Origin of the sequence: Arthrobacter sp. BE255, assembly GCF_031457335.1 — a bacterium.
Lineage (GTDB): Bacteria > Actinomycetota > Actinomycetes > Actinomycetales > Micrococcaceae > Arthrobacter.
This window is the reverse complement of sequence record NZ_JAVDWK010000017.1, coordinates 58,231-82,413: the sequence shown is the minus strand read 5'-3', so window position 1 is coordinate 82,413 and position 24,183 is coordinate 58,231. Positions and strand designations below refer to the sequence as shown.

21 protein-coding genes and 1 tRNA gene are annotated in these 24,183 nt (G+C 66.3%); 11 read left to right on the top strand and 11 right to left on the bottom strand.

Going from position 1 to position 24,183, the window contains the following annotated elements:
• Positions 1 to 402 precede the first annotated feature (402 nt).
• From J2X42_RS21810 to J2X42_RS21790, 5 genes are all read left to right on the top strand, one after another.
• Entirely contained in the window at positions 403 to 1,971 is a 1,569-nt protein-coding gene (locus tag J2X42_RS21810; RefSeq protein WP_310168059.1) for an NCS1 family nucleobase:cation symporter-1, read from the top strand.
• Between the two features lie 43 nt (positions 1,972 to 2,014).
• Entirely contained in the window at positions 2,015 to 2,764 is a 750-nt protein-coding gene (locus J2X42_RS21805) for an aspartate/glutamate racemase family protein (RefSeq protein ID WP_310168058.1), read from the top strand.
• Between the two features lie 29 nt (positions 2,765 to 2,793).
• Positions 2,794 to 3,561, top strand: a complete 768-nt coding sequence (locus J2X42_RS21800) for an SDR family oxidoreductase (RefSeq protein WP_310168056.1) — start codon at positions 2,794 to 2,796, stop codon at positions 3,559 to 3,561.
• Positions 3,562 to 3,780: 219 nt separating this feature from the next.
• Positions 3,781 to 5,292, top strand: coding sequence for a C4-dicarboxylate transporter DctA (dctA, locus tag J2X42_RS21795; protein WP_310168053.1), 1,512 nt, complete (start codon positions 3,781 to 3,783; stop codon positions 5,290 to 5,292).
• Positions 5,293 to 5,394: 102 nt separating this feature from the next.
• Positions 5,395 to 6,066, top strand: coding sequence for a Pr6Pr family membrane protein (locus J2X42_RS21790; RefSeq protein ID WP_310168052.1), 672 nt, complete (start codon positions 5,395 to 5,397; stop codon positions 6,064 to 6,066).
• A 7-nt stretch (positions 6,067 to 6,073) separates the two neighbouring features.
• Here J2X42_RS21790 and J2X42_RS21785 read toward each other — a convergent pair whose 3' ends face one another.
• Genes J2X42_RS21785 through J2X42_RS21775 form a run of 3 tightly spaced genes read right to left on the bottom strand, consistent with a single transcriptional unit; the run spans position 6,074 to position 9,119 of the window.
• Complete coding sequence (locus J2X42_RS21785; RefSeq protein WP_310168051.1) at positions 6,074 to 6,451, bottom strand: sterol carrier family protein; 378 nt, start codon at positions 6,449 to 6,451, stop codon at positions 6,074 to 6,076.
• A gap of 37 nt (positions 6,452 to 6,488) precedes the next feature.
• Positions 6,489 to 7,505 (bottom strand): asparaginase, encoded by a 1,017-nt coding sequence (locus J2X42_RS21780; RefSeq protein WP_310168050.1) that lies wholly within the window; start codon positions 7,503 to 7,505, stop codon positions 6,489 to 6,491.
• Positions 7,506 to 7,541: 36 nt separating this feature from the next.
• Positions 7,542 to 9,119: a molybdopterin-dependent oxidoreductase gene (locus J2X42_RS21775; protein ID WP_310168048.1), complete on the bottom strand. Its 1,578-nt coding sequence runs from the start codon at positions 9,117 to 9,119 to the stop codon at positions 7,542 to 7,544.
• 102 nt (positions 9,120 to 9,221) lie between these two features.
• Between J2X42_RS21775 and purD the strand changes: the two genes are divergently transcribed.
• Together purD and J2X42_RS21765 are read left to right on the top strand one after the other, a co-directional pair.
• Entirely contained in the window at positions 9,222 to 10,538 is a 1,317-nt protein-coding gene (purD, locus tag J2X42_RS21770; RefSeq protein WP_310168068.1) for a phosphoribosylamine--glycine ligase, read from the top strand.
• 1 nt (position 10,539) lies between these two features.
• Positions 10,540 to 11,493: a phosphoribosylaminoimidazolesuccinocarboxamide synthase gene (locus J2X42_RS21765; RefSeq protein ID WP_310168047.1), complete on the top strand. Its 954-nt coding sequence runs from the start codon at positions 10,540 to 10,542 to the stop codon at positions 11,491 to 11,493.
• Between the two features lie 57 nt (positions 11,494 to 11,550).
• On the opposite strand, the gene J2X42_RS21760 is transcribed toward J2X42_RS21765, so the two are convergent.
• The gene (locus J2X42_RS21760; RefSeq protein WP_310168046.1) at positions 11,551 to 12,822 is read right to left on the bottom strand and encodes a helix-turn-helix transcriptional regulator; all 1,272 of its coding nucleotides are present in this window, start codon (positions 12,820 to 12,822) and stop codon (positions 11,551 to 11,553) included.
• Between the two features lie 132 nt (positions 12,823 to 12,954).
• On the opposite strand from J2X42_RS21760, the gene J2X42_RS21755 reads away from it, so the two are divergent.
• Positions 12,955 to 13,173, top strand: coding sequence for a hypothetical protein (locus tag J2X42_RS21755; protein WP_131135050.1), 219 nt, complete (start codon positions 12,955 to 12,957; stop codon positions 13,171 to 13,173).
• Between the two features lie 224 nt (positions 13,174 to 13,397).
• On the opposite strand, the gene J2X42_RS21750 is transcribed toward J2X42_RS21755, so the two are convergent.
• The 6 genes from J2X42_RS21750 to J2X42_RS21725 form a co-directional block, all read right to left on the bottom strand.
• Positions 13,398 to 13,474 (bottom strand) — tRNA-Pro (locus tag J2X42_RS21750).
• A gap of 75 nt (positions 13,475 to 13,549) precedes the next feature.
• A complete protein-coding gene (locus J2X42_RS21745) occupies positions 13,550 to 14,263 on the bottom strand; it encodes a GntR family transcriptional regulator (protein ID WP_310168045.1) in 714 nt (237 codons plus the stop codon).
• A 67-nt stretch (positions 14,264 to 14,330) separates the two neighbouring features.
• Entirely contained in the window at positions 14,331 to 16,199 is a 1,869-nt protein-coding gene (locus J2X42_RS21740; RefSeq protein WP_310168044.1) for an ABC transporter ATP-binding protein, read from the bottom strand.
• A complete protein-coding gene (locus J2X42_RS21735; protein ID WP_310168043.1) occupies positions 16,196 to 18,016 on the bottom strand; it encodes an ABC transporter ATP-binding protein in 1,821 nt (606 codons plus the stop codon). Before J2X42_RS21735 ends, J2X42_RS21740 begins: the two co-directional genes overlap by 4 nt.
• 144 nt (positions 18,017 to 18,160) lie before the next feature.
• Positions 18,161 to 19,108: a metallophosphoesterase gene (locus tag J2X42_RS21730; RefSeq protein ID WP_310168042.1), complete on the bottom strand. Its 948-nt coding sequence runs from the start codon at positions 19,106 to 19,108 to the stop codon at positions 18,161 to 18,163.
• Positions 19,109 to 19,114: 6 nt separating this feature from the next.
• On the bottom strand, positions 19,115 to 21,385 hold the full coding sequence (locus J2X42_RS21725; protein ID WP_310168041.1) for a transglycosylase domain-containing protein: 2,271 nt from the start codon (positions 21,383 to 21,385) through the stop codon (positions 19,115 to 19,117).
• 37 nt (positions 21,386 to 21,422) lie between these two features.
• On the opposite strand from J2X42_RS21725, the gene J2X42_RS21720 reads away from it, so the two are divergent.
• From J2X42_RS21720 to J2X42_RS21710, 3 genes are read left to right on the top strand one after another with little or no spacing between them, the layout of a single operon-like run.
• Positions 21,423 to 21,578 carry a DUF4177 domain-containing protein gene (locus tag J2X42_RS21720; protein WP_011693223.1) on the top strand — a complete coding sequence of 52 codons (156 nt, stop codon included), beginning with the start codon at positions 21,423 to 21,425 and terminating at the stop codon, positions 21,576 to 21,578.
• A 2-nt stretch (positions 21,579 to 21,580) separates the two neighbouring features.
• Positions 21,581 to 22,114 (top strand): RidA family protein, encoded by a 534-nt coding sequence (locus J2X42_RS21715; protein WP_310168039.1) that lies wholly within the window; start codon positions 21,581 to 21,583, stop codon positions 22,112 to 22,114.
• A gap of 15 nt (positions 22,115 to 22,129) precedes the next feature.
• Entirely contained in the window at positions 22,130 to 23,041 is a 912-nt protein-coding gene (locus tag J2X42_RS21710) for an NUDIX hydrolase (protein ID WP_310168038.1), read from the top strand.
• Positions 23,042 to 23,245: 204 nt separating this feature from the next.
• On the opposite strand, the gene J2X42_RS21705 is transcribed toward J2X42_RS21710, so the two are convergent.
• Positions 23,246 to 23,923, bottom strand: coding sequence for a Crp/Fnr family transcriptional regulator (locus tag J2X42_RS21705; RefSeq protein ID WP_131135058.1), 678 nt, complete (start codon positions 23,921 to 23,923; stop codon positions 23,246 to 23,248).
• Positions 23,924 to 24,183 lie beyond the last annotated feature (260 nt).

Below are 24,183 nucleotides of genomic sequence, written 5' to 3'. Positions count from 1 at the left end.
TCAACCCACTCGGCGGTCTCTTCCGGATCACGATCAGGCAGCTGGTTAGTCAACCCGCTGAGGATATGGGAGGTATCTTCTCCTGCAGCCACGTCAGCCTCGTTTCATCTTTGAATGTTGGGCTCTTGTTTTCGTATTGTGAGAAAACAATTTTGCCATTCGAGATTATCGACCGGCAGGCATCGCGGTCAACATGACCAGCCCGCCCTGGGCCAACCCGCGTCACGGGCCGCGCTGCGGACCGTTTGTGACCGCCATCCGAGCTGCCGGACCTTGACCTCCGGGTGATCCACCTCATACCCTTATTTCACTATTCAATAACTTAATTTCGCGATGTGGAATAACAGCAGAGAACGTTTGATAGGGCTCACCACCGCGGAAATCCCAGAACTGGAGATCCAGATGCATACGACTCCACCAGTCGGCGTCGAACCGGCTCCCGCCCCGACAGCGCTGTCGGGCCAGCCGATCCACCCCGCCTCGGGCATCGACGCCCTGTGCGAAACAGCAAGCACCGCCGCCAGCCAGGCCATCAGCCCCAGCCTCTACAACGTAGACCTCGCCCCGACGAAGCGGCAGGGCCGCCGCTGGACCGGGTACAGCATCTTCACCCTGTGGGCGAATGACGTACACAGCCTCGGCAACTACGCGTTCGCCGTCGGCCTCTTCTCGTTGGGCCTTGGCGGCTGGCAGATCCTCGCAGCCCTCGCCATTGGCGCTGTCCTGCTCTTTGCGCTGCTCAGCTTCTCCGGGTTTATGGGCCAAAAGACCGGCGTGCCGTTCCCCGTCATGAGCCGGATCAGCTTCGGCATCCGGGGAGCCCAGCTCGCCAGCCTGCTGCGCGGCGCCGTGGCCGTGGCCTGGTTCGGGATCCAGACCTTCCTTGCCTCGGTGGTGCTGCGGGTCATGCTCGTGGCCATGGTTCCGTCGCTGCATGAGCTGGACACCAACTCCATCCTTGGCCTGTCCACGCTGGGCTGGATCGCATTCGTGTCACTCTGGATCGTCCAGCTGGTGATCGTCAGCTTCGGCATGGAAATGATCCGCAAGTACGAGGCGTTCGCCGGACCCGTCATCCTCCTCACCATGGTGCTGCTCGCAGCCTGGGTCTTCATCGAGGCCAAGGGCGCCATCCAGTGGACCGGCATCCGCGGGCTCGAAGGCGGCGAGATGTGGCGGACTATTTTCGCCGGCGGCGCCCTGTGGGTATCCATCTACGGCACGTTCGTCCTGAACTTCTGCGACTTCACCCGCTCGGCCGTGTCCAAAAAGTCGATCGTCCGGGGCAACTTCTGGGGCATCCCCATCAACATGCTGCTGTTCGGCGCCATCGTTGTGGTCCTCGCCGGCGGGCAGTACAAGATCAACGGCACCATCATCGAAACTCCGTCAGACATCGTGGAGAGCATCCCGAACACGCTGTTCCTGGTCCTCGCGTGCCTCGCCATCCTCATCCTGACCATCGCCGTGAACCTGATGGCCAATTTCGTGGCTCCGGTCTACGCCCTGACCAACCTGTTCCCCAAGCGCCTCGACTTCCGGAAAGCCGCCTGGGTCAGCGGCACCATCGGCCTGGTCATCCTGCCGTGGAACCTCTACAACAATCCGCTGGTCATTGTGTACTTCCTTGGCGGGCTCGGCGCCCTGCTGGGACCGCTGTTCGGCGTGGTCATGGCCGACTACTGGCTGCTCCGCCGCGGCAGGGTCAACGTCCCCGAGCTGTACAGCGACAGCCCGGCCGGAGCGTACTTCTACACAAAGGGAGTCAATCCCAAGGCGATCATCGCGCTGCTACCGGCATCCGCTGTCGCGATCCTCATCGCCTTCGTGCCCGCCCTGGAGCCGGCCGCCCCGTTTGCCTGGTTCTTCGGCGCCGGCCTGGCCGCCCTGACCTACTACCTGATCGCCGACCGCACACAGCAGTTCGACGACGTCGACGGCGAGGCCATCGCCGTCGCCAGCACGCACTGACACGCTGCCCCGCACCGACGCACTGAACCACCAAAAGGAAACCATGCGCATCCTCGTTGCCAATGTGAACACCACCCAGTCCATGACCGATTCCATCGCTGCCCAGGCCCGGAGCATCGCCGCGCCCGGGACGGAGATTGTGGGGCTCACGCCCAGGTTCGGTGCGGATTCCTGCGAGGGAAACTTCGAAAGCTACCTGGCGGCGATCGCCGTGATGGACCGGGTGGCCACCTACCCGGAACCGTTCGACGCCGTCATTCAGGCCGGCTACGGCGAGCACGGCCGGGAGGGCCTGCAGGAGCTCCTGGACGTGCCCGTCGTCGACATCACCGAGGCGGCCGCGTCCACGGCCATGTTCCTGGGCCACAAGTACTCGGTCATCACCACCCTGGACCGGGCGGTGCCGCTGATCGAGGACCGGCTGAAGCTGGCAGGCCTCGACGCGAGATGCGCGTCCGTGCGGGCGAGCGGGATGGCGGTGCTGGAACTCGAGGAGGAGCCGGAGCGGGCCGTTGAAGCCATCATCGGGCAGGCACTGATCGCGGTCCGCGACGACAAGGCGGAGGTCATTGTCCTGGGCTGCGGCGGCATGGCCGGGCTGGACGAGGCGATCCGGCGGCGCGCGGGCGTGCCTGTGGTGGACGGCGTGGCCTCGGCGGTGACCATCGCCGAAGGCCTGGTCCGCATGGGGCTGTCCACCTCCAAGGTCCGCACGTACGCGGCACCGCGGCCGAAGACTGTCATAGGCTGGCCCTTGTCCGCCGCGGCCGCTGTACCCGAGGGTGCGCGCTGACGGCAACCCCCATGTTGAAAGGCGCGTCCATGACTGACTCCAGCCCGTCCGCAGACTCCCGGGTCTCCGTCGTCACCGGGGCCGGATCCGGCATTGGCCGGGCGGTGGCCCGGCTGATGCTGGCCGACGGCTACCGGGTGGCCCTGGCCGGACGGCGGGAAGCGCAACTCCTCCAAACGGCGGACGGACACCCGAACGCGCTGGCGGTGCCCTGCGACGTCACGGCGCCCGACGACGTCGAGCGGCTTTTCGGGGCCACCCGCCGGCAGTGGGGGAGAGTGGATGTGCTCTTCAACAACGCCGGCGTCTTCGGGCCCGCCGCCTCCGTTGATGAGATCAGCCTGGCCGACTGGAATGCCACGGTGGCCGTGAACCTCACCGGCTCCATGCTCTGCGCTGCGGCCGCGGTCCGGGCCATGAAGGCCCAGCAGCCGCAGGGCGGCCGGATCATCAACAACGGCTCCATTTCAGCGCACTCACCCCGGCCCCGGACCGTGGCCTACGCCGTGACCAAACATGCCATGACCGGACTGACCAAGAGCATCGAGCTGGACGGCCGCGGTTTTGGCATCACCTGCGGCCAGATCGACATCGGCAACACCGCCACGGAAATCATGGACACCATCGGGGTGGGCACGGGAGCCCTCCAGGCTGACGGCAGCCGCCGCGTCGAGCCCATGTTCCCTGTTGAGGACGCCGCCCGGGCCGTGCTGCTGATGGCTGGCATGCCGGCGTCGGCCAGCGTGGGTTCCGTGGTCATCACGGCCGCGGGCATGCCCTTCATCGGCCGCGGCTAGCGGCATCACCCTGACTTTTCCGCTGCGTTTTCGGAGATCCGGGCCGGGGCTTCCCGGCCCGGATCCGCGATGACGTGGCGACTTTGGCGTGCCTCCACCGCGTTCCAATAATTCCGCACTGTGGAAATTCATTTTCCTCTTGCGGAATTGTGTGACCGGGGTTACGTTGGAAACAGACCCCGATCTCCGGGGCTGTTCCCGATTGATAGGTACAGATCAATGAAGATCCCAGATTCCGCGGCGCTGAAGGCGAGTTCGGCCCCGCAGAAGAAGAAGCCCCTGTATAGGTCGCTCTTCTTCCAAATTCTGATCGCCGTCGTGGCAGGTGTCCTTATCGGACATTTCTGGCCGGACCTCGGCTCGCAGCTGAGGCCGCTCGGTGATGGTTTCATCCAGCTCATCAAAATGATCATCGCGCCGCTGATTTTCCTGGTGATCGTCACCGGCATCTCGGCCGTAGGCGACGTCAAGGCGGTCGGAAGGGTCGGAGTCAAAGCCCTTCTGTACTTCACCGCGGCCACGCTCTTCGCGCTGGTCTTCGGCCTGATCGTAGGCAACATCGTCCAGCCCGGTGCCGGGTTGAACATCGATCCCACCACTCTGTCCCAGGATGCGCTGAACGCCAAGACCGGCACCACGCCCCCCAAGGACGCGGCCCACTTCATCCTGGACATTATCCCCACCAGCGTCATCGGCGCCTTCGCGAGCAACAGCCTGCTGCAGGTCCTGTTCTTCTCGGTGTTCTTCGGTGCCGCGATCGTGGTTATTGGACGTGAGCGCTGCATGCCGGTCATCAGCCTCATGGAGACGGTCCTGGAGCTCATCTTCAAGATCATGTCCTGGATCATGAAGGTGGCGCCGATCGGTGCCTTCGGTGCCATGGCGTTCATCATCGGCCAGTACGGACTCGGAACCCTCAGCACGTACGCGAAGCTCATCGCCGCCTGCTACGGCGCGGCCGTCGTCTTCATCGCCCTGCTGTTCCTGGTGGCCTGGAGCTTCGCCCGGGTTCCGCTGTGGCAGTTCCTGAAGTACACCCGCGAGGAATTCCTGCTGGCCCTCGGCACCGCCTCCACGGAGGCCGTGATGCCGCGCATCATGACCAAGCTGACCAACGCCGGCTGCTCCCGTGCAACGACGGGCCTCGTGGTCCCCACCGGCTACTCGTTCAACCTCGACGGCGCCGCGATCTACCTTTCGATCTCCCTGCTCTTCCTGGCCCAGGCCTTCGGGCACAACCTGGACCTCGGCCAGCAGCTGGCCGCACTCGGTGTGCTGCTGCTGACGTCCAAGGGCATGGCCGGCGTTCCCGGGTCGTCGTTCCTGGCACTGTCCGCCACCGCCGCAGCCCTCGGCATCTTCCCGGTGGCCGGCGTCGCCCTCCTCCTCGGCGCTGACCGGCTCATGGACTCCATGCGCGTGGTGGTCAACCTGCTGGGCAACTGCGTGGCCACCTTCGTGGTCTCCAAATGGGAGGGCCAGTTCGACCGCAGCGTCATGGTCCGCGCATTCCGCGGCGAAATCACCAACCACGACTCCGCCATCATGCTCGGCGTGGAGGACGACTTCGAGGACCAGGAACTTCAGCGGATCAGCGGCGGCCAGGAGCCGTCCCCCAAGTTCCGCGGCGGCCCCAACCCGGGCGACATCCCCGGCTTCCAGATGAGCCGGCCCGCCGGCACGCACGCCGCCCCGGCGCAGGAGAGCCCTGCCCCCGCAGTCCACGACTAGCGGCGGCACCCAGCCACCGCCGAAGGCCCCGCCCCCGGAACACACCGGGGGCGGGGTCCTCGCGTTGCACGCCAGGGCCCGAATCTCGCCTAGGATCGCACCATGACTGCAAACAGGGGACTTGCACTATTCCGCTTCTGGTTCGCGCTGCTGGGTTTCGTGGCGGTGCTGTTCCAGTTCCTGCACCTGATGCAGAACGTCCCGGGCGCCAAAGCCGGAAACTACTTCAGCTATTTCACCATCGAGTCCAACATCATCGCCTTCGTCACCCTGGGCATCGCCGGGTGGTTTGCCTGGAAGGGCGGGAGCCCGCGCTGGCTGGAGCTGCTCCGAGGGGCCGCCACCGTATACATGACCATCACGGGAATCACTTACAGCCTGCTGCTAAGCGACATTGACGTGAACACGCCCATCCCGTGGATCAACGTGGTGCTGCACTACACCGTGCCCACCGTCATCGTCATCGACTGGCTCGTGGACCTTCCCCGGACGCGGATCTCCATCAGGACCTCGCTGCTGTGGCTCGCCTTCCCCCTGCTGTACCTGGTCTACAGCCTGATCCGCGGCCCCATTGTGGACTGGTATCCCTACCCGTTCCTGGACCCGCGGGCAGCCGGCTACGGCACCGTGGCGGTGATGTCGGTGCTTATCGCGGTGGCCGCCTTCGGATTCGCCATCGTCGCAGCGTTGTCCACCAAACTCCAGGACAGGGTCCCGTACCCGGCCACGGTGCCAGCAGCCGGGCGGCACAGAGTTCCAAGCGAAACGTCCTAGGCCACACCTAGAGCGGCAGGAGGGCGGACAAATCCGCCCTCAGGCCGGACGCCTCCACCCGGCCCGCCGCGACGGCGTCTGCCCAGCTCAACTGTCCGGTGACCATGCCCAGCCAGGTGGCGGCGTCGCACTCAATCACATTGGGCGGCGTGCCGCGGGTATGACGCGGGCCTTCCACGCACTGCGTGACGCCGAACGGCGGCACGCGCACTTCCACCGAGTTGCCCGGGGCCCGGGCGGTGACCTCCTCCAGCGTGTACCGCACGGCCGTGGCAGTGACGGTGCGGGGGACTGGAACGTCCGACGGCGTGGCCGCACCTTCACGCCATGCGGCCAGCGCCGCTGTGCCTTCTTCGATGCCAATACGACGGCGCGCTACAGCCATGCGGCCGGCCTCCTTCAGAGCGGGGTTGGGGAAAGGGTCAGTCCAGGAGCGCCGAGACGGCCGGTCCCAGCCGGATCCGGCCCACGGGCCGTCCACCGCCCAGTACGGGGTCGACTACTTTTTCCAGGACGCTGGAGACGCCCGGGATGTCCACAGCACCGGCGGCGGCGAGCAGCGTCAGGCCCACCAGGGACGTGGCCCTCAGGTTTCCGTCCAGTACCTTGATGGCCACCGCAACGCCCTGCGGTGTGGCCATCGCCAGCACGCCTTCGGCGCCGATCTTGGCGATGATCTGAAGTTCGTCCATCACGATCGTGTTGGCCTCGCCGCGGCCCTGCACGGCCCACGGATAGTCCAGCATGGAGGTGGTGATGGTGGCGGCCCGTGCATTGGAGTTCTTGTCACTCGGGGCTTTGGCCAGCAGCGAAAAGGCGCGGGCCAGTCCGGTCAGCGAAACGGCGGCCACCGGGGCCCCGCAGCCGTCGATCCCCAGGTGGGCGATCTGTTCCCCGGTGTACTCCTCGATGACGCTGCGGACCCGCTGCTGCAGCGGATGGTTGGGTTCGAGGTAGCTGTGCGTGTCCCAGCCGTTTTCCATGCAGGCCCACAGGAACGCTGCGTGTTTTCCGGAGCAGTTGAAGGCGAGCCTGGACTTGCCGCGCTCGGAGCGGACCAGCCAGTTGCGGGCGGTCTCGTCCTGTGGCCACGCGGCCGGGCACTGGAGCTGGTCCTCGCGGACGCCCGCGGCCTTGAGCATCCCCTCCACCACGTCCATGTGGTCCAGGGACCCCACGTGGCTGGCGCAGGCAAGCGCCACCTGCGCGCCGCGCAGCGGGACGCCGGCCTGCATGGACGCCAGGGCCTGCAATGGCTTGAGCGCTGACCGTGCGTAGATGGGGGTGGTGACATCGCCAAGCTCGGTCACCACGGTGCCGTCGGCCGCCAGGAGGACAGCCGAGCCGATGTGTCGGGACTCCACAAAGCCGCTTCGTTCGACGACGGCCAGTTCGACAGCGGAGTCCACGGTGAAGGTGGCATGCGGGTTGTGCGGCATAGTGCCAGTCTAGGGGCGGGGCAGGGGATTGCCGGGCTACTCCACGGTGACCATGACCGACTGCCAGCCGGACGCGCCGTCGGGTACGGGCTCGGCGCGCCGGTCCGTCTGGACCTCGCCGGTTCCGTCGGTGGCGCGGACTTTGATGTAGTGCGGGCCGGGGGTGGCGTCCCATTCGAAGGACCACTGCCGCCACGTGATGACGGACGCCTCCGCGGACAGCGTGGCCTCGGCCCAGTCCGCATTGTCGATCTGGACCTCCACCTTGGTGATGCCGCGGGTCTGGGCCCAGGCGGTGCCTCCGATGGCCGTTCGGCCGGCGGGAACCTTGGCGAACGACTTGGGCACCTCCACCCGGGCCATGGTCTTGATGGGGCCGCGCTCGGACCAGCCGCGCTGGGTCCAGTAGGCCTTGCTGTCAGCGAAACGCGTGACTTCGAGATCCACCACCCACTTGGTGGCGGAGACGAATCCGTACAGGCCCGGGACCACCATGCGAACCGGATAGCCATGCTCCAGCGGGAGCGGCTCACCGTTCATGCCGATGGCCAGTATCGCGTCGCGGTCGTCCTGCAGCACTTCCAGCGGCGTGGAGGCGCTGAAACCGTCGATCGAGGTGGACAGCACCATGTCAGCGCCGTCCTTGGGACGTGCCCGCTTAAGGACTTCGCGGATGGGCAGCCCCAGCCATTTGGCGTTGCCGGCGAGGTTTCCGCCCACGGGATTGGAAACGCAGGTGAGCGTGACGTGCGATTCGATGAGGTCGGCGTCGAGCAGGTCCTGGAACGTGAGGCGGACCTCTTCCTCCACCAGGCCATGGACCCGCAGTTCCCAGTCGTCGGCGTTGATTTCGGGAACGCTGAGGGCCGTGTCAATCCGGTAGAAGTCGCCGTTGGGGGTGACCCAGGGCGTCACGCCGGCCACGGGTGACTGTACGCCGGCAGGGACGGCCGCGGCAGCCTTCACCGGTGTGGGCAGTGTCAGGGATTCGCGGGCCTGGGCGATGTTGCTGCGGGCCGCGCTGAGGAGCCGGCCGCCTGTGGCGGCGATTCCTGCGGCCGCCGCGGTGATGGCCGCTGCGGCGAAGAACCTGCGGCGGCTGGTGGCGGGACGCTCCGGCTCCTTGGCCGCGGTGTCTGCCGGGGCATCGGGCCAGGCCCTGGACCGCCATAACGGAGCTATCAGGAGGCGCAGCACCACCAGCCCGGCCAGCGTGCCGAGGACGGTGGGGATGGCGTCCAGGGGCTTGACGCTTGCCCGGGTGACCACGCTGGCCACGATCACGGTTCCCATCAGCAGCACCCCGGCCACACCGAGGGCCCAGCTGCGGAAGGCCACCACGCCCAGCACGCAGGCGAGCAGAAAGATGGTCAGGCCCATCCCCACAAACAGCGCCGCCTTGTCATTGGTGCCGAACGTGGCGATCGCAAAGTCCTTCATCCACGGCGGCGTGAAGTCGATGAACGTGGACCCCAGGGCGATCACCGGGGTGGCCCGCGCCGTAAAGAACGCACCGATCAGTTCTGCGACGGCAAGCACGACGGCGGCCGCCACCACACCGGCCAGCGCGGCCATGGCGGTTGGACCCTTGAGCCACTTCATCAGCTTCTTCATGCCAATGGTTCGGAGCGGACGGCCCGGGGGATTGTTCCGGGGGCGGCCGGGGGCCGAGACAGCTTAGGAGCCAGCCGGGTTCACAAAGTACCCTTGGAGACTGTGAAGGTACTCGTCATCGGCCCCGGAGGCCGCGAACACGCCATTGTCCGCTCCCTGCTCGCCGACCCCAACGTGTCCGAGGTCCACGCAGCTCCCGGCAACGCCGGCATCAGCAAGCTGGTCCCCACCCACAACATCAACGGCAATGATCCGGACGCCGTCGCGGCCCTGGCCATCAAGCTGGCCGTCGACCTGGTGGTGGTGGGCCCCGAAGCGCCCCTCGCCGCCGGCGTGTCCGACGCCGTCCGGGAAGCCGGCATTCCGGTGTTCGGTCCCAGCAAGGCCGCAGCCCAGCTGGAGGCCTCCAAGGCGTTCGCCAAGGAGATCATGGCTGAGGCCGGCGTGCCCACCGCCATGGCCATGGTGGCCACCAACGCCGGGGAAGCAGCGTCCGCCCTGGACACCTTCGGGGCACCCTACGTGGTCAAGGACGACGGCCTCGCCGCCGGCAAGGGCGTGGTGGTCACCAAGAACCGCGACGAAGCCCTCGCGCATGCCCAGACCTGCTTCGACGCCGGCGGCACCGTGGTGATCGAGGAATTCCTGGATGGCCCCGAGGTTTCCCTCTTTGTCCTGTGCGACGGCCGCAACACGGTGGCGCTGTCCCCGGCCCAGGACTTCAAGCGCATCTTCGACAACGACGAAGGCCCCAACACCGGCGGCATGGGCGCTTACACCCCGCTGGAATGGGCACCCGAAGGCCTGGTGCAGGAAGTGATCGACCGCGTGGCCCAGCCCACGGTCAACGAGATGGCGCACCGCGGCACACCGTTTGTGGGTGTGCTGTTTGTGGGCCTGGCCCTGACGTCCCGCGGAACCCGCGTCATTGAATTCAACGTCCGCTTCGGCGATCCCGAAACGCAGGCCGTCCTGGCCCGGCTCAAGACCCCCCTCGGCGCGCTGCTGCTGGCAGCCGCCAAGGGCGAACTGGACAAGGCTGAAGAGCTGCGCTGGTCCAAGGACACCGCTGTCGCCGTCGTCGTGGCCTCCGAGAACTACCCGGACACGCCGCGCACCGGCGACCGCATCCGGGGACTGAAGAAGGTGGACGAGCTCGACGGCGTGCACGTGATCCACGCCGGCACCACGTTCGACGACGAAGGCAAAGTGGTCTCCGCAGGCGGCCGCGTGCTCGCCGTGGTGGCACTCGGCAGCGACCTCGTGGAGGCCCGTGAGAGGGCCTACGACGGCGTGGAGCTGGTGCAGCTGGAAGGCTCCCAGTTCCGGACGGACATCGGCCGCAAGGCCGCCCGCGGCGAGATCAAGGTGTCGTCCAGCGCCACCGGATCCCTGCCCGTGACGAAGGCGAAGGCATAGCATGACCGAGAATTCCCCGAAGGAAGCGGACCAGAAGCGCGGCCTGAGCACGGCCACCCTGGATCTGCCGGGCTGGACGCACGTCTACTCCGGCAAGGTCCGTGACCTGTACGAGCCCGCGGACGAGTCCATCCGCGAACAGGTGGGCCAGGACTGCGTCCTGGTAGTGGCCAGCGACCGCATCAGCGCCTACGACCACGTCCTGACGAGCGAGATCCCGGACAAGGGCCGGATCCTCACCCAGCTCAGCCTGTGGTGGTTCGACCAGCTGGACGTGGAGCACCACGTCCTGGCGTCAACCGTGGAAGGCGGCGTTCCCGCTGCGGTGGAGGGCCGCGCCATGATCTGCAAGAAGCTGGACATGTTCCCGGTGGAATGCATCGCCCGCGGCTACCTCACCGGGTCCGGGCTCATCGAGTACAAGGCGTCCGGCACGGTGTGCGCCATCCCGCTGCCTGAGGGCCTGGTGGACGGGTCGCGCCTGGAGCACGCCATCTTCACGCCGTCGGCCAAGGCCGAGGTGGGCGAACACGACGAGAACATCACCTACGACGCCGTTGTGGGCATGGTGGGCGATGACATCGCGGGCCGGTTGAGCGAGCTGACGCTGAAGATCTATACCGCCGCGGAGAAGATCGCCCGCGAACGCGGCATCATCCTGGCCGACACGAAGGTGGAGTTCGGCTACGACGTCGTGTCCGGCGGCATCGTCCTCGGTGACGAGGTACTCACCCCGGATTCCTCCCGCTTCTGGGATGCGGCTACGTACCAGCCCGGGCAGGCGCAGCCGTCCTATGACAAGCAGTACGTGCGTGACTGGCTGACGTCTGCCGAATCGGGATGGGACCGGTCCTCGGACGTGCCCCCGCCCGCCCTGCCGGCAGACGTTATTGACCGGACGCGCAGCCGCTACGTCGAGGCCTATGAGAAGCTCACGGGCCAGGCCTTCGCCTAGCGCGTTGGCGGTGGGCCCGGCTCCGGCCGGGCCCGCTGCTGTTTAACGGGCCTTTGGCTAGCTGGCCTGGGCCTCGCTGGCTTTCGCGGCCCGCTGCTGCGCCAGCCTGATCTCCAGGACTGCATCGAGTGCCTGCTGGACGCGGTCCGAGGCGCCGGCGGCGCTGAAGGCCTTCTGCGCTTCCTCCAGGTAGACCAGGGCTTCCTCGGACTCGCCGGCTGCCTTCAGCGACTTGCCCAGGAGCAGGGAAACCTCGCCGGCGGTGTGCTTGGCCAGCGCGTCTGATTCGGCGTGGATTTCCCGGAGTTTGTTGATGGCGGCCACGATGTCGCCGGTGAGGTAGAGCCAGCGGGCGCGGATGAAAGCCACTTCCAGCTGGTCCGTTTTGTTGCCGCCCACGATGGACAGGGCCAGTTCGGCGCGTTCGATGGAGGACAGGGTTTCCGGCTCCACGATCCCGGAGGACAGCCGCACCGCGGCGGAAGCCTTGTTGAACCGCGCCCAGAGCTCGATGTCGTTGGCAGGGGAGAGCATCCTGGCGGCGCGCTCGTGGTACTTGATGCCCTCGGCGTAGTCATGCCGCATAAACGCCACGTTGCCGATCACCCAAGCCACCTCGCCCGCAAGCTGGGACATCGAGTGCTCATCCACCTGGTCGTTCATGTCCTGGCAGAACTTCCAGGCCTCGTCCAGCCGTCCGCTCTCGGCCAGGGCTCCGATCAGGGCCCGGTGGGCGCCGATGATCAGCGTGGATCCCTTGGGCAGCTTCGCGCAGAGCTTCACGGCTTCCATGGCGTGATCCACGGCGGTGCTCAGCTGGCCCTGCCCCTGGCAGATGCCGGCGAGCATCTGGCGGGCGCGCACGCCCAGGCCTACCGACTCGGTGGCCATGGGGTGCTCCAGCAGGTGCTGCATGATCTTCTGGCATTCCTGCCAGTTGCCCTGCTTGATCAGGCACTCGGCCTGCATGTAGGTCATGTTCCACCAGGCGCTGGTGTTTTTGCCTTCAAGGGCTATCTGCGCGGCTGTGGCAGCGTGTGTGGCGGCGAGCGGGTAATCCCGAAGGTCCCAGGCCTGGCGTGCGTAGAGTCCGGCGAGGACGTACTCGGCGTCGCTGACCGAGATGGGTTGGCTCCAGGCTTCCAGCGCCTTTGGCGCCAGTTCCAGCCTGCGGGCCAGCTCCTCGATGACTTCGGCCGTGGGTTCCCTCCGGCCGGTCTCGAGAAGGGAGATATAGCTGGGGGAATACAGGTCCTTGCCCAGTTCAGCCTGTGTCAGCCCACGTTCGAGACGCTCCGCCCGGAGCTTCTCCCCGAATCCGTTGCCCACGGGATTTCCTCCTAATTCCGGACAGTCTTTGTACTCAATGCTTGACAGTCCCTGTGGAAAACATTTTACAATGTATGTCAACAAGGACAGTGCTGACTTTGTAACGAATCCGACTCGTATTGAGGAACTTATATGTTGAAGAAGATTGCAGCCGCAGCCGTTCTGGCTGGGGCCCTGGCGTTTTCTGCGGCGGCTCCGGCCGTCCTGTCTGCAGGTTCCATCGCTGATACCACCGGTGTATCTGTAGCAGTAGGTAACTGGCCCGATCCCATGTCCAAGAAAGTCAAGGACACCAAGGACAGTGACACCACTTACACCACGTACGTTGGCAACTGGCCAGACCCGATGTAATCACTCCTCACCAAAGGAGGCGAGGCCCCGGATCATGCGAACCATGGTCCGGGGCCATTCCTTTGCCCCTTGGACGGAGTGACCGTTGCCAAACTGTTACTTTCCCCGTGGGGCCGCTTTGATGGTGCGGCTCCTGTACTCCAGATATTTGTGACAGGCGGCGGCAATTTGCTGTCACGCGGAAACACAAAAGAGGGCCTCCCCTGGGGGAGACCCTCTTTGTTTGGTCGGGATGACAGGATTTGAACCTGCGACCTCTTCGTCCCGAACGAAGCGCGCTACCAAGCTGCGCTACATCCCGATCCGCTGCAAAAGCAACTTTACAAGAATAGCCGATCCGGGGTCCGGATGCGAAATCGGGCTGCGGGCCGCCCTGTCAGCGTGCGCGGCGGCGGCGCCGTGAGGTGGCTTCCGCGCTGGCGGGGAGGCGCTCTGCCAGGACAGGCAACGAATCGTGGCGGCCCCGCTCCACGTGCGCAGAGGCAAGGGCTGCGGCCAGGGCAGGCTGGCCTTCCGCGATGGCCTGCACCAGCTCGGCATGCTCCTGCCACATCTTTGGGGTGTCGCGCTCGGGGGTCAGGCGGAAGAGCCAGCGCACGCGCCCGTTCATCAGGCCTGTCATGCGCCGGAGCAGGTGGTGGTCCGCGAGCTTGACGATTTCCTCGTGCAGGTCCGAGTTGCGGCCTGATGCCTGGACCCCGGCCACACCGGTGCGGGCGCTTTCCAGGGCCTCCAGGAGGGCAGCCGGGTCGGCGCCTTCGGCTACCCGCCGCGCGGCGCATGACGCGGCCAGGGGTTCCAGCTGGAGCCGGAGGTCAAAGACCTCCTGGGCGTCACGGTACGTGAAGGAATGGACGACGGCGCCGCGGCGCGGTTCGGTGGAGATGAAGCCCTCGGCCTCCAGCAGCGGCAGTGCTTCGCGCAGGGGAATGCGGGACACTTCCAGGTCGGCGGCGAGTTCCCGCTCGTTGAGCTTTCCGCCGGCCGGCAGCTGGCCGGAGATGATCCTCTCGCGCAGCACCTCCGCGACGCGCTCGGACAACGGCTCCGCGGGGAGTTCAATCGCGCCGTGTTCCATCTCATCTGCCATGGGGTTCAGGCTATCGCAGCCGTGATCACCGGAATGCCAATGCAGCGCGTCGGGCGTTCGGGGCGGCTCAGACCAGGGAGTCCTTCCAGGCGCCGTGCAGTTCGGCGAACCGGCCGCCGCCGCCGATCAGGTCCGCCGGGGTGCCGTCCTCCACTACCCGGCCGTCGTGGACCACCAGCACGCGGTCTGCAGTTTCAACGGTGGAGAGCCGGTGCGCGATGATCAGCGCGGTGCGGCCGCCACCTGCCGCAGCGGAACCCGGGGCACCTGCGGCATTGCCGGCGTCGGCCGTTGCCTGCAGGAGGCGCGCAAGGCCGTTCTGGACAAGCCGCTCGGAAGGGATGTCCAGCGAGGAGGTGGCTTCGTCCAGGATCAGCACCGCCGGCCGGGCCAGGAACGCCCGGGCGAAGCTGATGAGCTGGCGCTGGCCGGAGGAGACGCGGCCGCCGCGCTTGTTGACGTCGGTGTCGTAGCCTTCGGGGAGCTCGGTGATGAACTCGTGGGCTCCGACGGCCTTGGCGGCCTCTTCGATCTCCTCGCGGGACGCCTCGGGCCTGCCCAGGGCGATGTTGTCCGCCACGGAGCCGCTGAACAGGAATGCCTCCTGGGTGACCATCACGATGTTCCGGCGCAGGTCCGTAGTGCTGAGGCTGCGGAGGTCCACGCCGTCCAGGGTGAGTGCACCGGCGGAGACGTCGTAGAAGCGGGCGATCAGCTTGGCCAGGGTGGACTTGCCGGCACCCGTCTGGCCCACCAGAGCCACGGTCTGGCCGGCGGGGATGTGCAGGTCCATGGTGGGGATGACCACGGGGCCGTCGCCATAGCGGAACTCCACGCCCGTGAAGTCCACCGTGCCGCGCGCGTCCCGCAGCGCCACCGCGTTCTTGGGCGGACGGACGGTGGGGATCTCCTCCAGCAGGCCGGACACCTTTTCCAGGGCAGCCTGGGCACTCTGGAAGGAGTTGTAGAACATGGCCATCTGGTCCACCGGCTGGAAGAAGCGCTTGGTGGACAGGATGAGGGCCAGGAGCACACCCACGGCGAGGTCTCCGCCCAGGACCCGGAACCCGCCGAACAGCAGGACCGCCGCCACGCAGATGTTGCCGATCAGCACCAGGCCGGGCTGGAAGATGCCGTTGAGGTTGATGGAGCGGACCGTGACCCGCCGGTAGTCCTCGGAGAGCTGGCCGTACTGGTCGGCGTTTTCGCGTTCCTTGCGGAAGGCCTTCACGGCGCGGATTCCGGTCATGGTCTCCACGAAGTGCACGATCAGCCGGGCCGACACCACCCGGGATTCACGGAACGCGATCTGGGAATGCTTCTGGTACCAGCGCGAGAGGAAGTACATCGGCACACCGGCGGCCAGCACAATCAGCCCGCTCCGCCAGTCGAGCGCGAACACCGTGGCAGCGGTGAAGACCATAAAAAGCATGCCCGACGCCAGCGAACTCACGCCCGAATCGAGGAGTTCGCGCAGCGCCTCCAGGTCCGAGGTCTGGCGGGCGATGATCCGGCCGGACGTGTACTTTTCATGGAATTCCAGGCTCAGGCGCTGGGTGTGCCGGAAGACCCGGACCCGGAGGTCCAGGAGCATCGCCTGGCTGAGCCGGGCGGTGGAGGTGACGTACAGCGCCGTCAGCCCGGCCGTCGCGACGGCTGCCGCCAGGTAGCCGACGCCGGTGAGCACCAGCGGGAGGTTGTCGCCTGCCTGCAGGGCCGGGAGGGCGTGGTCGATCCCGAAGGCGATCAGCGCCGGGCCGGCCACCCGGGCGGCCTGGGACAGGACCACGGTGGCGATGGTCAGCCAGAACCTGAGCCGCACCGGACGGATCAGGGACCCCAGCAGGGCGAGCGACCGCCGTCGTACGGCTTTGCTGTCGCTCTTGCTGAGGTGGGCGTTGTCCTCGTTGGCCGTGCCGAAGGTTGCGGTGCTCATCGGATGGTTTCCTTTGCCTCGGCGTCGGCCGCTTCCTCAAGCTCCGACAGTTCCGAATCCAGGTCCCGGGGTTCCTGGTCCAGGCTGGCGATGACGTAGCGGTAGTGCGGGTTCTCCGCCAGCAGTTCCGTGTGGGTTCCGACGGCGGTGATGTGGCCGTCCTCGAGCAGGGCCACCCGGTCCGCCAGTGCCACGGTGGACGGCCGGTGCGCGACGATCAGCGTGGTGGTGTCCTTCAGTACCGAACGGAGCCGGTTTTCCACGAGCTCCTCCGTGTGTACGTCCAGGGCGGACAGCGGATCGTCGAGCACCAGGACGCGGGGCCGGGCAGCAATGGCGCGGGCCAGGGCAATCCGCTGGCGTTGCCCGCCTGACAGGCTCAGGCCTTCCTCGCCGATCAGGGTTTCCACCCCGTCGGGAAGGGAGTAAGCGAAGTGGGCCTGGGCTACGTCCAGGGCCTCATCCAACGCTTCCTCGGTCCGGTCCTGGGCGCCGAGCAGCACGTTGTCCCGGACGGAATTGGAGAACAGGGTGGTGTCCTCGAACGCGACACCCACCACCCGGCGGAGCTCCTCGACGTCGAACTCGCGCAGGTCCACGCCGTCGATGGTGATGGAGCCGTCCGTGACGTCGTACAGCCGGGGGACCAGCTGGATGAGCGCGCTCTTGCCGCTTCCCGTAATGCCCACCAGGGCCATGGTTTCGCCCGGCAGCACCTCCAGGCTGATCTCCTTGAGGATGGGCTTGTCCGGTGCGTCCTCGAAGGCAAAGGTGGCGTTGTTGAACCGCAGGGCGCCGCGCAGCTGGGAGGGCCGGCGGGGTTCGGGGGGACTGGTGATGGTGTTGGCCGAATCCATCACTTCGTAGTGACGGTCGACGGCGGTCTTGGCGGTGAGTGCCATCGCCAGCAGCATGCCGGAAAACTCCACAGGCGACGCGATGACGGCGGCGGTGGCGAAGAAGGCCACCAGGGCGCCGATGCTCAGCTGGCCGCTGGCGCACAGCATCACGCCCACCACCAGGCCTGCGCCCAGGGCAAGCTCGGGCAGCAAGGTGACCACCATGGTGAACGTGGCCTGGTGCCGGGCCTTGGAGATCTCTGTCTGGCGCAGTTCCTCGGCCTGCTCATTGAAGTTCTCCAGGGCCTCGCGGCTGCGGCCAAACGCCTTCAGGACCCGGATGCCGTGCACCGATTCCTCCACGGTGGTGGCGAGGTCGCCGGCCTGGTCCTGGCTGCGCCGGGCCACCTTGCTGAAGCGGGTCCGGAACCGGAAGCCGTACGCCATGATGGGCGCCGCCGCGGCGAGGAAGATCAGGGCCAGCTGCCAGCTCATCGAGAACATCACTGCGATGCCGATGACCACGGTGAGGGTGGTGACCACCAGCATGATGGCGCCGAAGGCCATCCACCGGCGCAGGAAGTTCAGGTCGGTCATGGCGCGGGAGAGGAGCTGGCCGGAGCCCCACCGGTCGTGGAAGGACACGGTCAGGTCCTGGAGGTGACCGTACAGGGAGACCCGCATCCGGGTTTCCACGGTGGTGGCCGGGTTGATGACAAACTGCCGGCGGAGGGCCACGAGCACCGCCTCTGCGATGCCGAGGACCAGGATGACGACGGCGGCAATCCAGACGGAGTCCGGGGCACCGCCGGCCTGGAGCGAGTCATTGATCAGGACCCGGAGAACCTGGGGGATCGTCAGCGCAACAACGCTGGCAAAAAGTGCACAGAGGAGCCCCATGATAAGCCGGGGGATGATCGGCCTGACGTGAGGATAAAGACGGCTGATGGATCTGAAAAATGAAGTCTGCTTGGCCATGCCCGCTTCTCAAGCTCTAAAACGAATGTAGTTTCCCGTAGCAACTACCTTATGCCATGGGGTGATTCGATTCACAGCATTCCGCGGCACCGGGCGTGCTTGTCCAGTTATCGCGATCCGCAATGGGCAGAAGGGCTGCAGACCCTATTCGCGGGCGGTGAGCGTCAGCAGGACAGCCTCGGGCTTGCAGGCGATCCGGACCGGGGCGAAGCGGGAGGTGCCGATGCCGCCCGAGACGTTGACCGGCGTCGTGGATCCGTTGCTCTCCCAGTTGTTCAGGCCCTTGGCCCGCCACGTTGGGAGGTCACAGTTGGAAACCAGGGCCCCGTAGCCGGGGATGCAGAGCTGTCCGCCGTGGGTGTGTCCGGCCAGCAGCAGGTCCGCGCCGTCTTCGGTGAAGTGGTCCAGGACCCGCTGGTAGGGGGCGTGGATGACGGCCACGCGGAGGTGCGGGTTCTCGTCCTGGCCCTTGGTGCCGCGGGGCCAGCCCGCGTAGCGTTCACGGTTCAGGTGCGGATCGTCCACGCCGGAGAAGTCGAACCGCATCCCGCGCAGGACCACTGACTGGTTGCGGTTGGTCAGGTCCACCCAGCCGCCCATGCCGAAACCGGCACGCAGCCGCGGCCAGTCCAGTTCGGTGGCTTCACGCTTCATCTTGGACGGGCCCAGCAGGTACGTTGCCGGATTCTTGAAGCTGGGTCCGTAGTAGTCGTTGGAGCCGGGGACAAAGACGCCGGGAAATTCCAGCAGCGGCCGGAGTGCCGCCAGCAGCGGGTCAACGGCCTTGACGTGGCTGAGGTTGTCCCCGGTGTTGACCACGAGGTCCGGCTTCAGCGAGGCCAGGGACTGCAGCCACGCCGCCTTGGTGTCCTGGCCGGGAACGAAGTGGATGTCGCTCAGGTGCAGGATGGTGAACGGCTGCTGGCCGGCAGGGAGGATGGGCAGGGTCTCCTCGCGCAGGACAAACTGGTTCTTCTCCCACAACCCGTATCCGACGGCGGCAAGTCCGGCCGCGGCTCCGGCGGCAGTTGTGACGGCGAAGCCGCGCCCGATGTTCCGGACGCGGCTGGCCACTGCAGGGCTGACTGCCATCGGTGGCTAGCCCTTCTTGTCGCTGTTGCCGGGTGCAGGGTCGGTGGACGGCTGGCTGGACGGCTGCGGCGCGGGCGCCGTTGTGGCCGGCGAAGTGGGCGTCGTCTTGGCCGGTGTGCCGTTCACCATGTTGGTGGGCGGGGCCGTGAACGGTGTGGTGCCGTACGCCGGGGCGACCTGGGCCATGTACTTGGAGAACATGGGCCCGGCAATCATATAGCCGTCAATGGCCTGGTAGAACTTGCCGTTCACCGTCAGGTTCCGGCCCGGGCGCAGCTGGTCACCCAGCGGGTCGCCGAACCAGGCGGCCGTGGCCAGGCCGGTGGTGTAGCCCACCACCCAGGTGGAGCCGTTGGTGTCGTTGGTGCCGGTCTTCGCGGCCACCGGGAAGTTGGTCTTGGTCGACAGGCGGGGCACGATCAGGGAACCGGAGCCTGCGTTCAGGACTTCCTGCATGGCGTAGGCGACGCCGCGGGCCACCTCGGGTTTGACGGCGTCCTTGCAGTTGGAGGACTGCGCGGGAAGCTGGGCGCCGGTCTGGTCCGTCACGGAGGTGATAGCGATGGGCTCGCAGTACTTGCCGTCGTTGGCGAACGTGGCAAAGGCGGAGGCCATGGTCAGCGGGGCCGTCTGGGTGGAACCAATCAGGTTGCCCAGGGTGGTCATCTTGACCTGCGGGTTGGGATCTTCAGCCGTGGGCAGGCCGCCGTGGATGCCCACGGCGTCGACGATCTTCTGGATGCCGCAGAGGTCCACCTGGGCCGCCGAGGCGAACGTGGCAGTGTTGATGGAGTTCATCAGGCCGTACAGGACCGTCATGCTCCGGTAGTAGCCCTCGTCCGAGTTCTGCAGGTCAAAGCTGCCTGGAATCCGGGCGTCATACCAGCCGACGGTGGGGTCCGGGCAGGTGTTCTTCCAGGGGAAGTTCTGCGGATACTTCCGCACCGCCGCGTTGATGTTCGTGTTCATGGACTTGCCCTCGTTGAGCCATTCCGCGAACGTGAACGGCTTCATGGTGGAGCCGGGCTGGAAACCGCCCATGCCGTTGAGGTCGTTGCCGTCCTTGTCCAGCTTGTCCACGTTGAAGTTGACCTGCGAATCGAACTTGCCGTCCGCGGGCAGGAACGACGTGTTCTGGGCCATGTTGATGATCTTGCCGGTGTTCGGCTGCACCGAGACGATGGCAGAGCCCCACTTGTCCGGGTTGGCGCCGGCCGCCGCATCGGACTCAGCCTGGGCGACGTTCTGGGCGTTGGGATCAAGGGTGGTGGTGATGGTCAGGCCGCCGCGGAAGACGTTGTTGATGCGCTCCTGGGCGTCCGCGCCGTAGGCCGGGTTGTTCAGCAACAGGTGCAGCACGTAGTCGCAGAAGTACGGCGCCGTGGAGGCGTAGGCGCAACCTTGGCGTGCCGGTGTGACCTTCGGTTCCACTGGAGTGGCAACGGCGGCGTCATGCTCTGCCTGGGTAATTTTGTGCTGGCTCAGCATCAGGCCCAGGACCAGGTCGCGGCGCTGCTTGGAGTTCTCAGGGTTGCTGATGGGGTCAAAGGCAGAGGGGCTGTTGACGAGGCCGGCGAGGAGGGCGGCCTGCGGAAGCGTCAGGTCCTTGGCGGTGGTGCTGAAGAAGAGCTTCGATGCGGCTTCAATGCCGTAGGCGTCCCGGTTGAAGAACACGATGTTGAGGTAACCCTCAAGGATCTGCTCCTTGGTGAATTCCTTCTCCAGGGCGATGGCGAGCTTCATTTCGCGGAGCTTGTCGCCCACGCCCTTGTTCACGCCGTTGAGCTTGATCTGGTCCTCGTTGCCCTCGGCGGCGAGGTTGGCGTTGAGGACGTTGTTGACGTACTGCTGGGTGATGGTGGAGGCACCCTGCTTGTTGCCGCGGGCTGTGCTCACCAGGGCCCGGAGGATACCGGTGGTGTCCACGCCGCCGTGGTCGTAGAACCGGCTGTCCTCAACGGCGATGACAGCTTCCTTCATGAAGGGGGAGATCTGGTCCAGGGAGACCTTGGTCCGGTTCTCTTCATACAGGTTGGCGATGAGGCTGCCGTCCGCGGCCAGGATCTTTGTCGACTGGCTGGGCGGGTCCACCTTCAGCTCCGCCGGGAGAGTGTCGAAGAACTCGATCGAACCACTTGCCGCGCTGCCCGAGACGGCGGCAGCGGGGACCAGCAGGCCAGCCACCAGGACACCGCAAATAGCGCTCACGCCAAGGAAACCTAAAATCTTTCCGAGGGTAGTGGCTGTGTCGAAAATGGGGTTCTTACGAGTCACCATGTTTTCCACTTTACCGGCAAGGACTAGTCTTTCTCTCATGACCAAATGGGAGTACGCGACGATTCCGCTCATTATTCACGCCACCAAGCAGATCCTGGACCAGTGGGGAGAGGACGGCTGGGAGCTCGTCCAGGTAGTCACCGGACCGGACGGCAACGGACTTGTTGCCTACCTCAAGAGGGAGAAGCAGTAGCCGTGAGCACCCCCGCAGACACCACGTCCGGCGCGGAAACCGCGCCGGTTTCAGCCGTTGAGCAGCGCCTCGCCGAGCTCGGACTGACCCTTCCGGAAGTGGCCGCCCCCGTGGCCAGCTACGTGCCGGCAATCATCTCCGGCAACCACGTTTACACCTCCGGCCAGCTGCCGTTTATTAACGGCAAACTCGAAGCTACGGGCAAAGTGTCCACCGGCACCGAAGGGTACGCCGACGAGCCAACGGTGTCCCCGGAGGACGCCCAGCGGTTCGCAGCCGTCTGCGCCGTCAACGCCCTGGCCGCCGTCAAGAGCGTCATCGGCGACCTTGACCGCATCACCCGGATCGTGAAGGTTGTGGGCTTCGTGGCTTCGGACCCGTCCTTTACCGGCCAGCCGGGTGTCATCAACGGTGCGTCCGACCTGCTGGGACGCGTCCTGGGCGACGCCGGCCAGCACGCCCGTTCCGCCGTCGGGGTTTCAGTCCTGCCGCTCGACTCTCCCGTAGAAGTCGAACTGATCGCTGAATTCAGCTAAGGACCGGTCACCTCTTTGCCTCACCTCGCCCGACGCCTGTTTGTCCTTCCCCCCGATCTTGAAGGGGCAGCACAAAGCTGGCTCGACCACGGCGAGCGGACGCCCCGCGCCGCCCGCCTCGCCTCGTCCGTCGTCCTGCTGCGCGATTCCCCCACCGGCCTGGAGACCTGGCTCGGATACCGTCCGGGTTCCTCGCCGCTGGGGGTCCTCGCCTTCCCGGGAGGTTCCCTCGACGCGTCCGACGACGACGCACTGGGCTGGCTGGGCCCCTCGCCCCAGCATTGGGCCGAGCAGATGGGGACGGACGACGTCGGGCTGGCGCGCCGGCACGTGGTGGGCGCCATCCGTGAGCTGTTTGAGGAAACCGGGGTGCTCCTGGCGGGCCCCGACCTTTCCAGCACCGTGGAGGGCACCTCCACGCCGGAATGGATGCGGGCCCGCGAACTCGTGGCCAACCAGGAGAAATCCTTCACTGAGGTCCTGGCCAAACGCGGGCTCTCGGTGCGGACCGACCTCCTTAAACCCCTGGTGAACTGGCGCAGCCCGGACTTCGCGCACCGCCGGTTCGACACCCGCTACTTTGCGGCGACCGTGCCGATGAACCAGCAGCCCACGCTCCTGGAAAGCAAAGGGGTGTGGGGCCGGTGGGTGAACGCCTCCCAGGTCATCGCCGACCGCGACACCACAGCGCTGGGCGACGAAGTGGGCGTGGAGAACACCGCAGGCCTCACCCTCGGCCAGCTCCTGGTGCCCGGTTCGGAGATCATGCTCGAGAAGATGGCCGCGGCCAACGGCTGCATCGCCTACCTCAGCTACAAGCGCAAGGCCCACGTGTACCAGCCGCGGCTCGTGGAGGAAGACGGCAAGCTCATGCTCGAAGTCGAGGCCGCCAAAACCGTAGCCGGAGACCCTCAGAGGGAACGCTGACGCCCGCGGACCGAAAACGGAGATCCTCTGCGTGCTGCTCCTTCGTCGCTCTGACGCACGCTGCCGGATCCCCATTTCCGATCCGCTCGGTGACTTCCCGGTGCGCTGTGGTCCTAATGGAGGCGAAGCGCCGTCCTCCGCTGTACGTGAGTTAACAACAAAAGCCGCTCCGGTTCAGAACCGGAGCGGCTTTTGATAGTTGGTCTAGCGGGAGCGCTGGCGTAGGCGCTGCATGTCCAGGATCACCACGGCGCGGGCTTCCAGGCGGAGCCAGCCGCGCTGGACGAACTCGGCCAGTGCCTTGTTGACGGTCTCGCGGGAGGCGCCCACCAGCTGTGCCAGTTCTTCCTGGGTGAGCTCGTGCGCCACCAGGACACCGTCGGTGGCGGGGCGGCCGAAGCGGTCTGCCAGGTCCAGGAGCGCCTTGGCCACGCGGCCGGGGACGTCCGAGAACACCAGGTCCGAGAGGGAGTCGTTGGTGCGGCGCAGGCGGCGGGCCAGGGCCTGCAGCAGCTGGGCCGAAACCTCGGGGCGGGTGCGGAGCAGTGTGTTCAGGCTCTCGTTCTTCAGCCCGGCCAGGCGGGTTTCGGAGACGGCCGTGGCCGTCGCGGTACGCGGGCTCGGGTCGAAGAGGGCCATTTCGCCGAAGAGCTCGCCCGGGCCAAGGATAGCCAGGAGGGATTCCCTGCCGTCCGGGGACGTGCGCCCCAGCTTTACCTTGCCGGAGACGATGAAGTAGAGCTGGTCACCCTGGTCGCCCTCGCGGAAAACCGAAGCCCCGCGGGAAAGGTCCACCTCGGTCAGCTCGTCCGTCAGCAGACGGAATGCCTCGTCGTCGAGCGTGGCGAAAAGGGGTGCTCGGCGCAGTACCTCGATGTCCATGAAATCTCCTGAATAAAAAGTGTCGGCTGTGGCGCTTGTGCCATTGTTTCAGAATTTTCAACGTTCTGTGACGTACTTGGCAGCTGAAACGCCCTGAAGCAGCGGCCCGGAAGCCCATTTGGACCGCGCCGGGCAACCTTGGAAGCATTCTTCAGGACGTTGTCCCGGCGGTCTTCCAAGAATTGCGGGTCCGGAATCGGGGGCTGTGGAGACCCACAGAATATTGTCAGCCGGCGCCACTAGAATTGGCTTTCAACTGT

What these genes read in the sequence shown, in the direction of transcription:
- J2X42_RS21810 (WP_310168059.1), top strand. Translation starts at nt 403, where the DNA reads ATGCATACGACTCCACCAGTCGGCGTCGAACCGGCTCCCGCCCCGACA.
- J2X42_RS21805 (WP_310168058.1), top strand. Translation starts at nt 2,015, where the DNA reads ATGCGCATCCTCGTTGCCAATGTGAACACCACCCAGTCCATGACCGAT.
- J2X42_RS21800 (WP_310168056.1), top strand. Translation starts at nt 2,794, where the DNA reads ATGACTGACTCCAGCCCGTCCGCAGACTCCCGGGTCTCCGTCGTCACC.
- dctA (WP_310168053.1), top strand. Translation starts at nt 3,781, where the DNA reads ATGAAGATCCCAGATTCCGCGGCGCTGAAGGCGAGTTCGGCCCCGCAG.
- J2X42_RS21790 (WP_310168052.1), top strand. Translation starts at nt 5,395, where the DNA reads ATGACTGCAAACAGGGGACTTGCACTATTCCGCTTCTGGTTCGCGCTG.
- J2X42_RS21785 (WP_310168051.1), bottom strand. Translation starts at nt 6,451, where the DNA reads ATGGCTGTAGCGCGCCGTCGTATTGGCATCGAAGAAGGCACAGCGGCG.
- J2X42_RS21780 (WP_310168050.1), bottom strand. Translation starts at nt 7,505, where the DNA reads ATGCCGCACAACCCGCATGCCACCTTCACCGTGGACTCCGCTGTCGAA.
- J2X42_RS21775 (WP_310168048.1), bottom strand. Translation starts at nt 9,119, where the DNA reads ATGAAGAAGCTGATGAAGTGGCTCAAGGGTCCAACCGCCATGGCCGCG.
- J2X42_RS21765 (WP_310168047.1), top strand. Translation starts at nt 10,540, where the DNA reads ATGACCGAGAATTCCCCGAAGGAAGCGGACCAGAAGCGCGGCCTGAGC.
- J2X42_RS21755 (WP_131135050.1), top strand. Translation starts at nt 12,955, where the DNA reads ATGTTGAAGAAGATTGCAGCCGCAGCCGTTCTGGCTGGGGCCCTGGCG.
- J2X42_RS21745 (WP_310168045.1), bottom strand. Translation starts at nt 14,263, where the DNA reads ATGGCAGATGAGATGGAACACGGCGCGATTGAACTCCCCGCGGAGCCG.
- J2X42_RS21740 (WP_310168044.1), bottom strand. Translation starts at nt 16,199, where the DNA reads ATGAGCACCGCAACCTTCGGCACGGCCAACGAGGACAACGCCCACCTC.
- J2X42_RS21735 (WP_310168043.1), bottom strand. Translation starts at nt 18,016, where the DNA reads ATGGCCAAGCAGACTTCATTTTTCAGATCCATCAGCCGTCTTTATCCT.
- J2X42_RS21730 (WP_310168042.1), bottom strand. Translation starts at nt 19,108, where the DNA reads ATGGCAGTCAGCCCTGCAGTGGCCAGCCGCGTCCGGAACATCGGGCGC.
- J2X42_RS21725 (WP_310168041.1), bottom strand. Translation starts at nt 21,385, where the DNA reads ATGGTGACTCGTAAGAACCCCATTTTCGACACAGCCACTACCCTCGGA.
- J2X42_RS21720 (WP_011693223.1), top strand. Translation starts at nt 21,423, where the DNA reads ATGACCAAATGGGAGTACGCGACGATTCCGCTCATTATTCACGCCACC.
- J2X42_RS21705 (WP_131135058.1), bottom strand. Translation starts at nt 23,923, where the DNA reads ATGGACATCGAGGTACTGCGCCGAGCACCCCTTTTCGCCACGCTCGAC.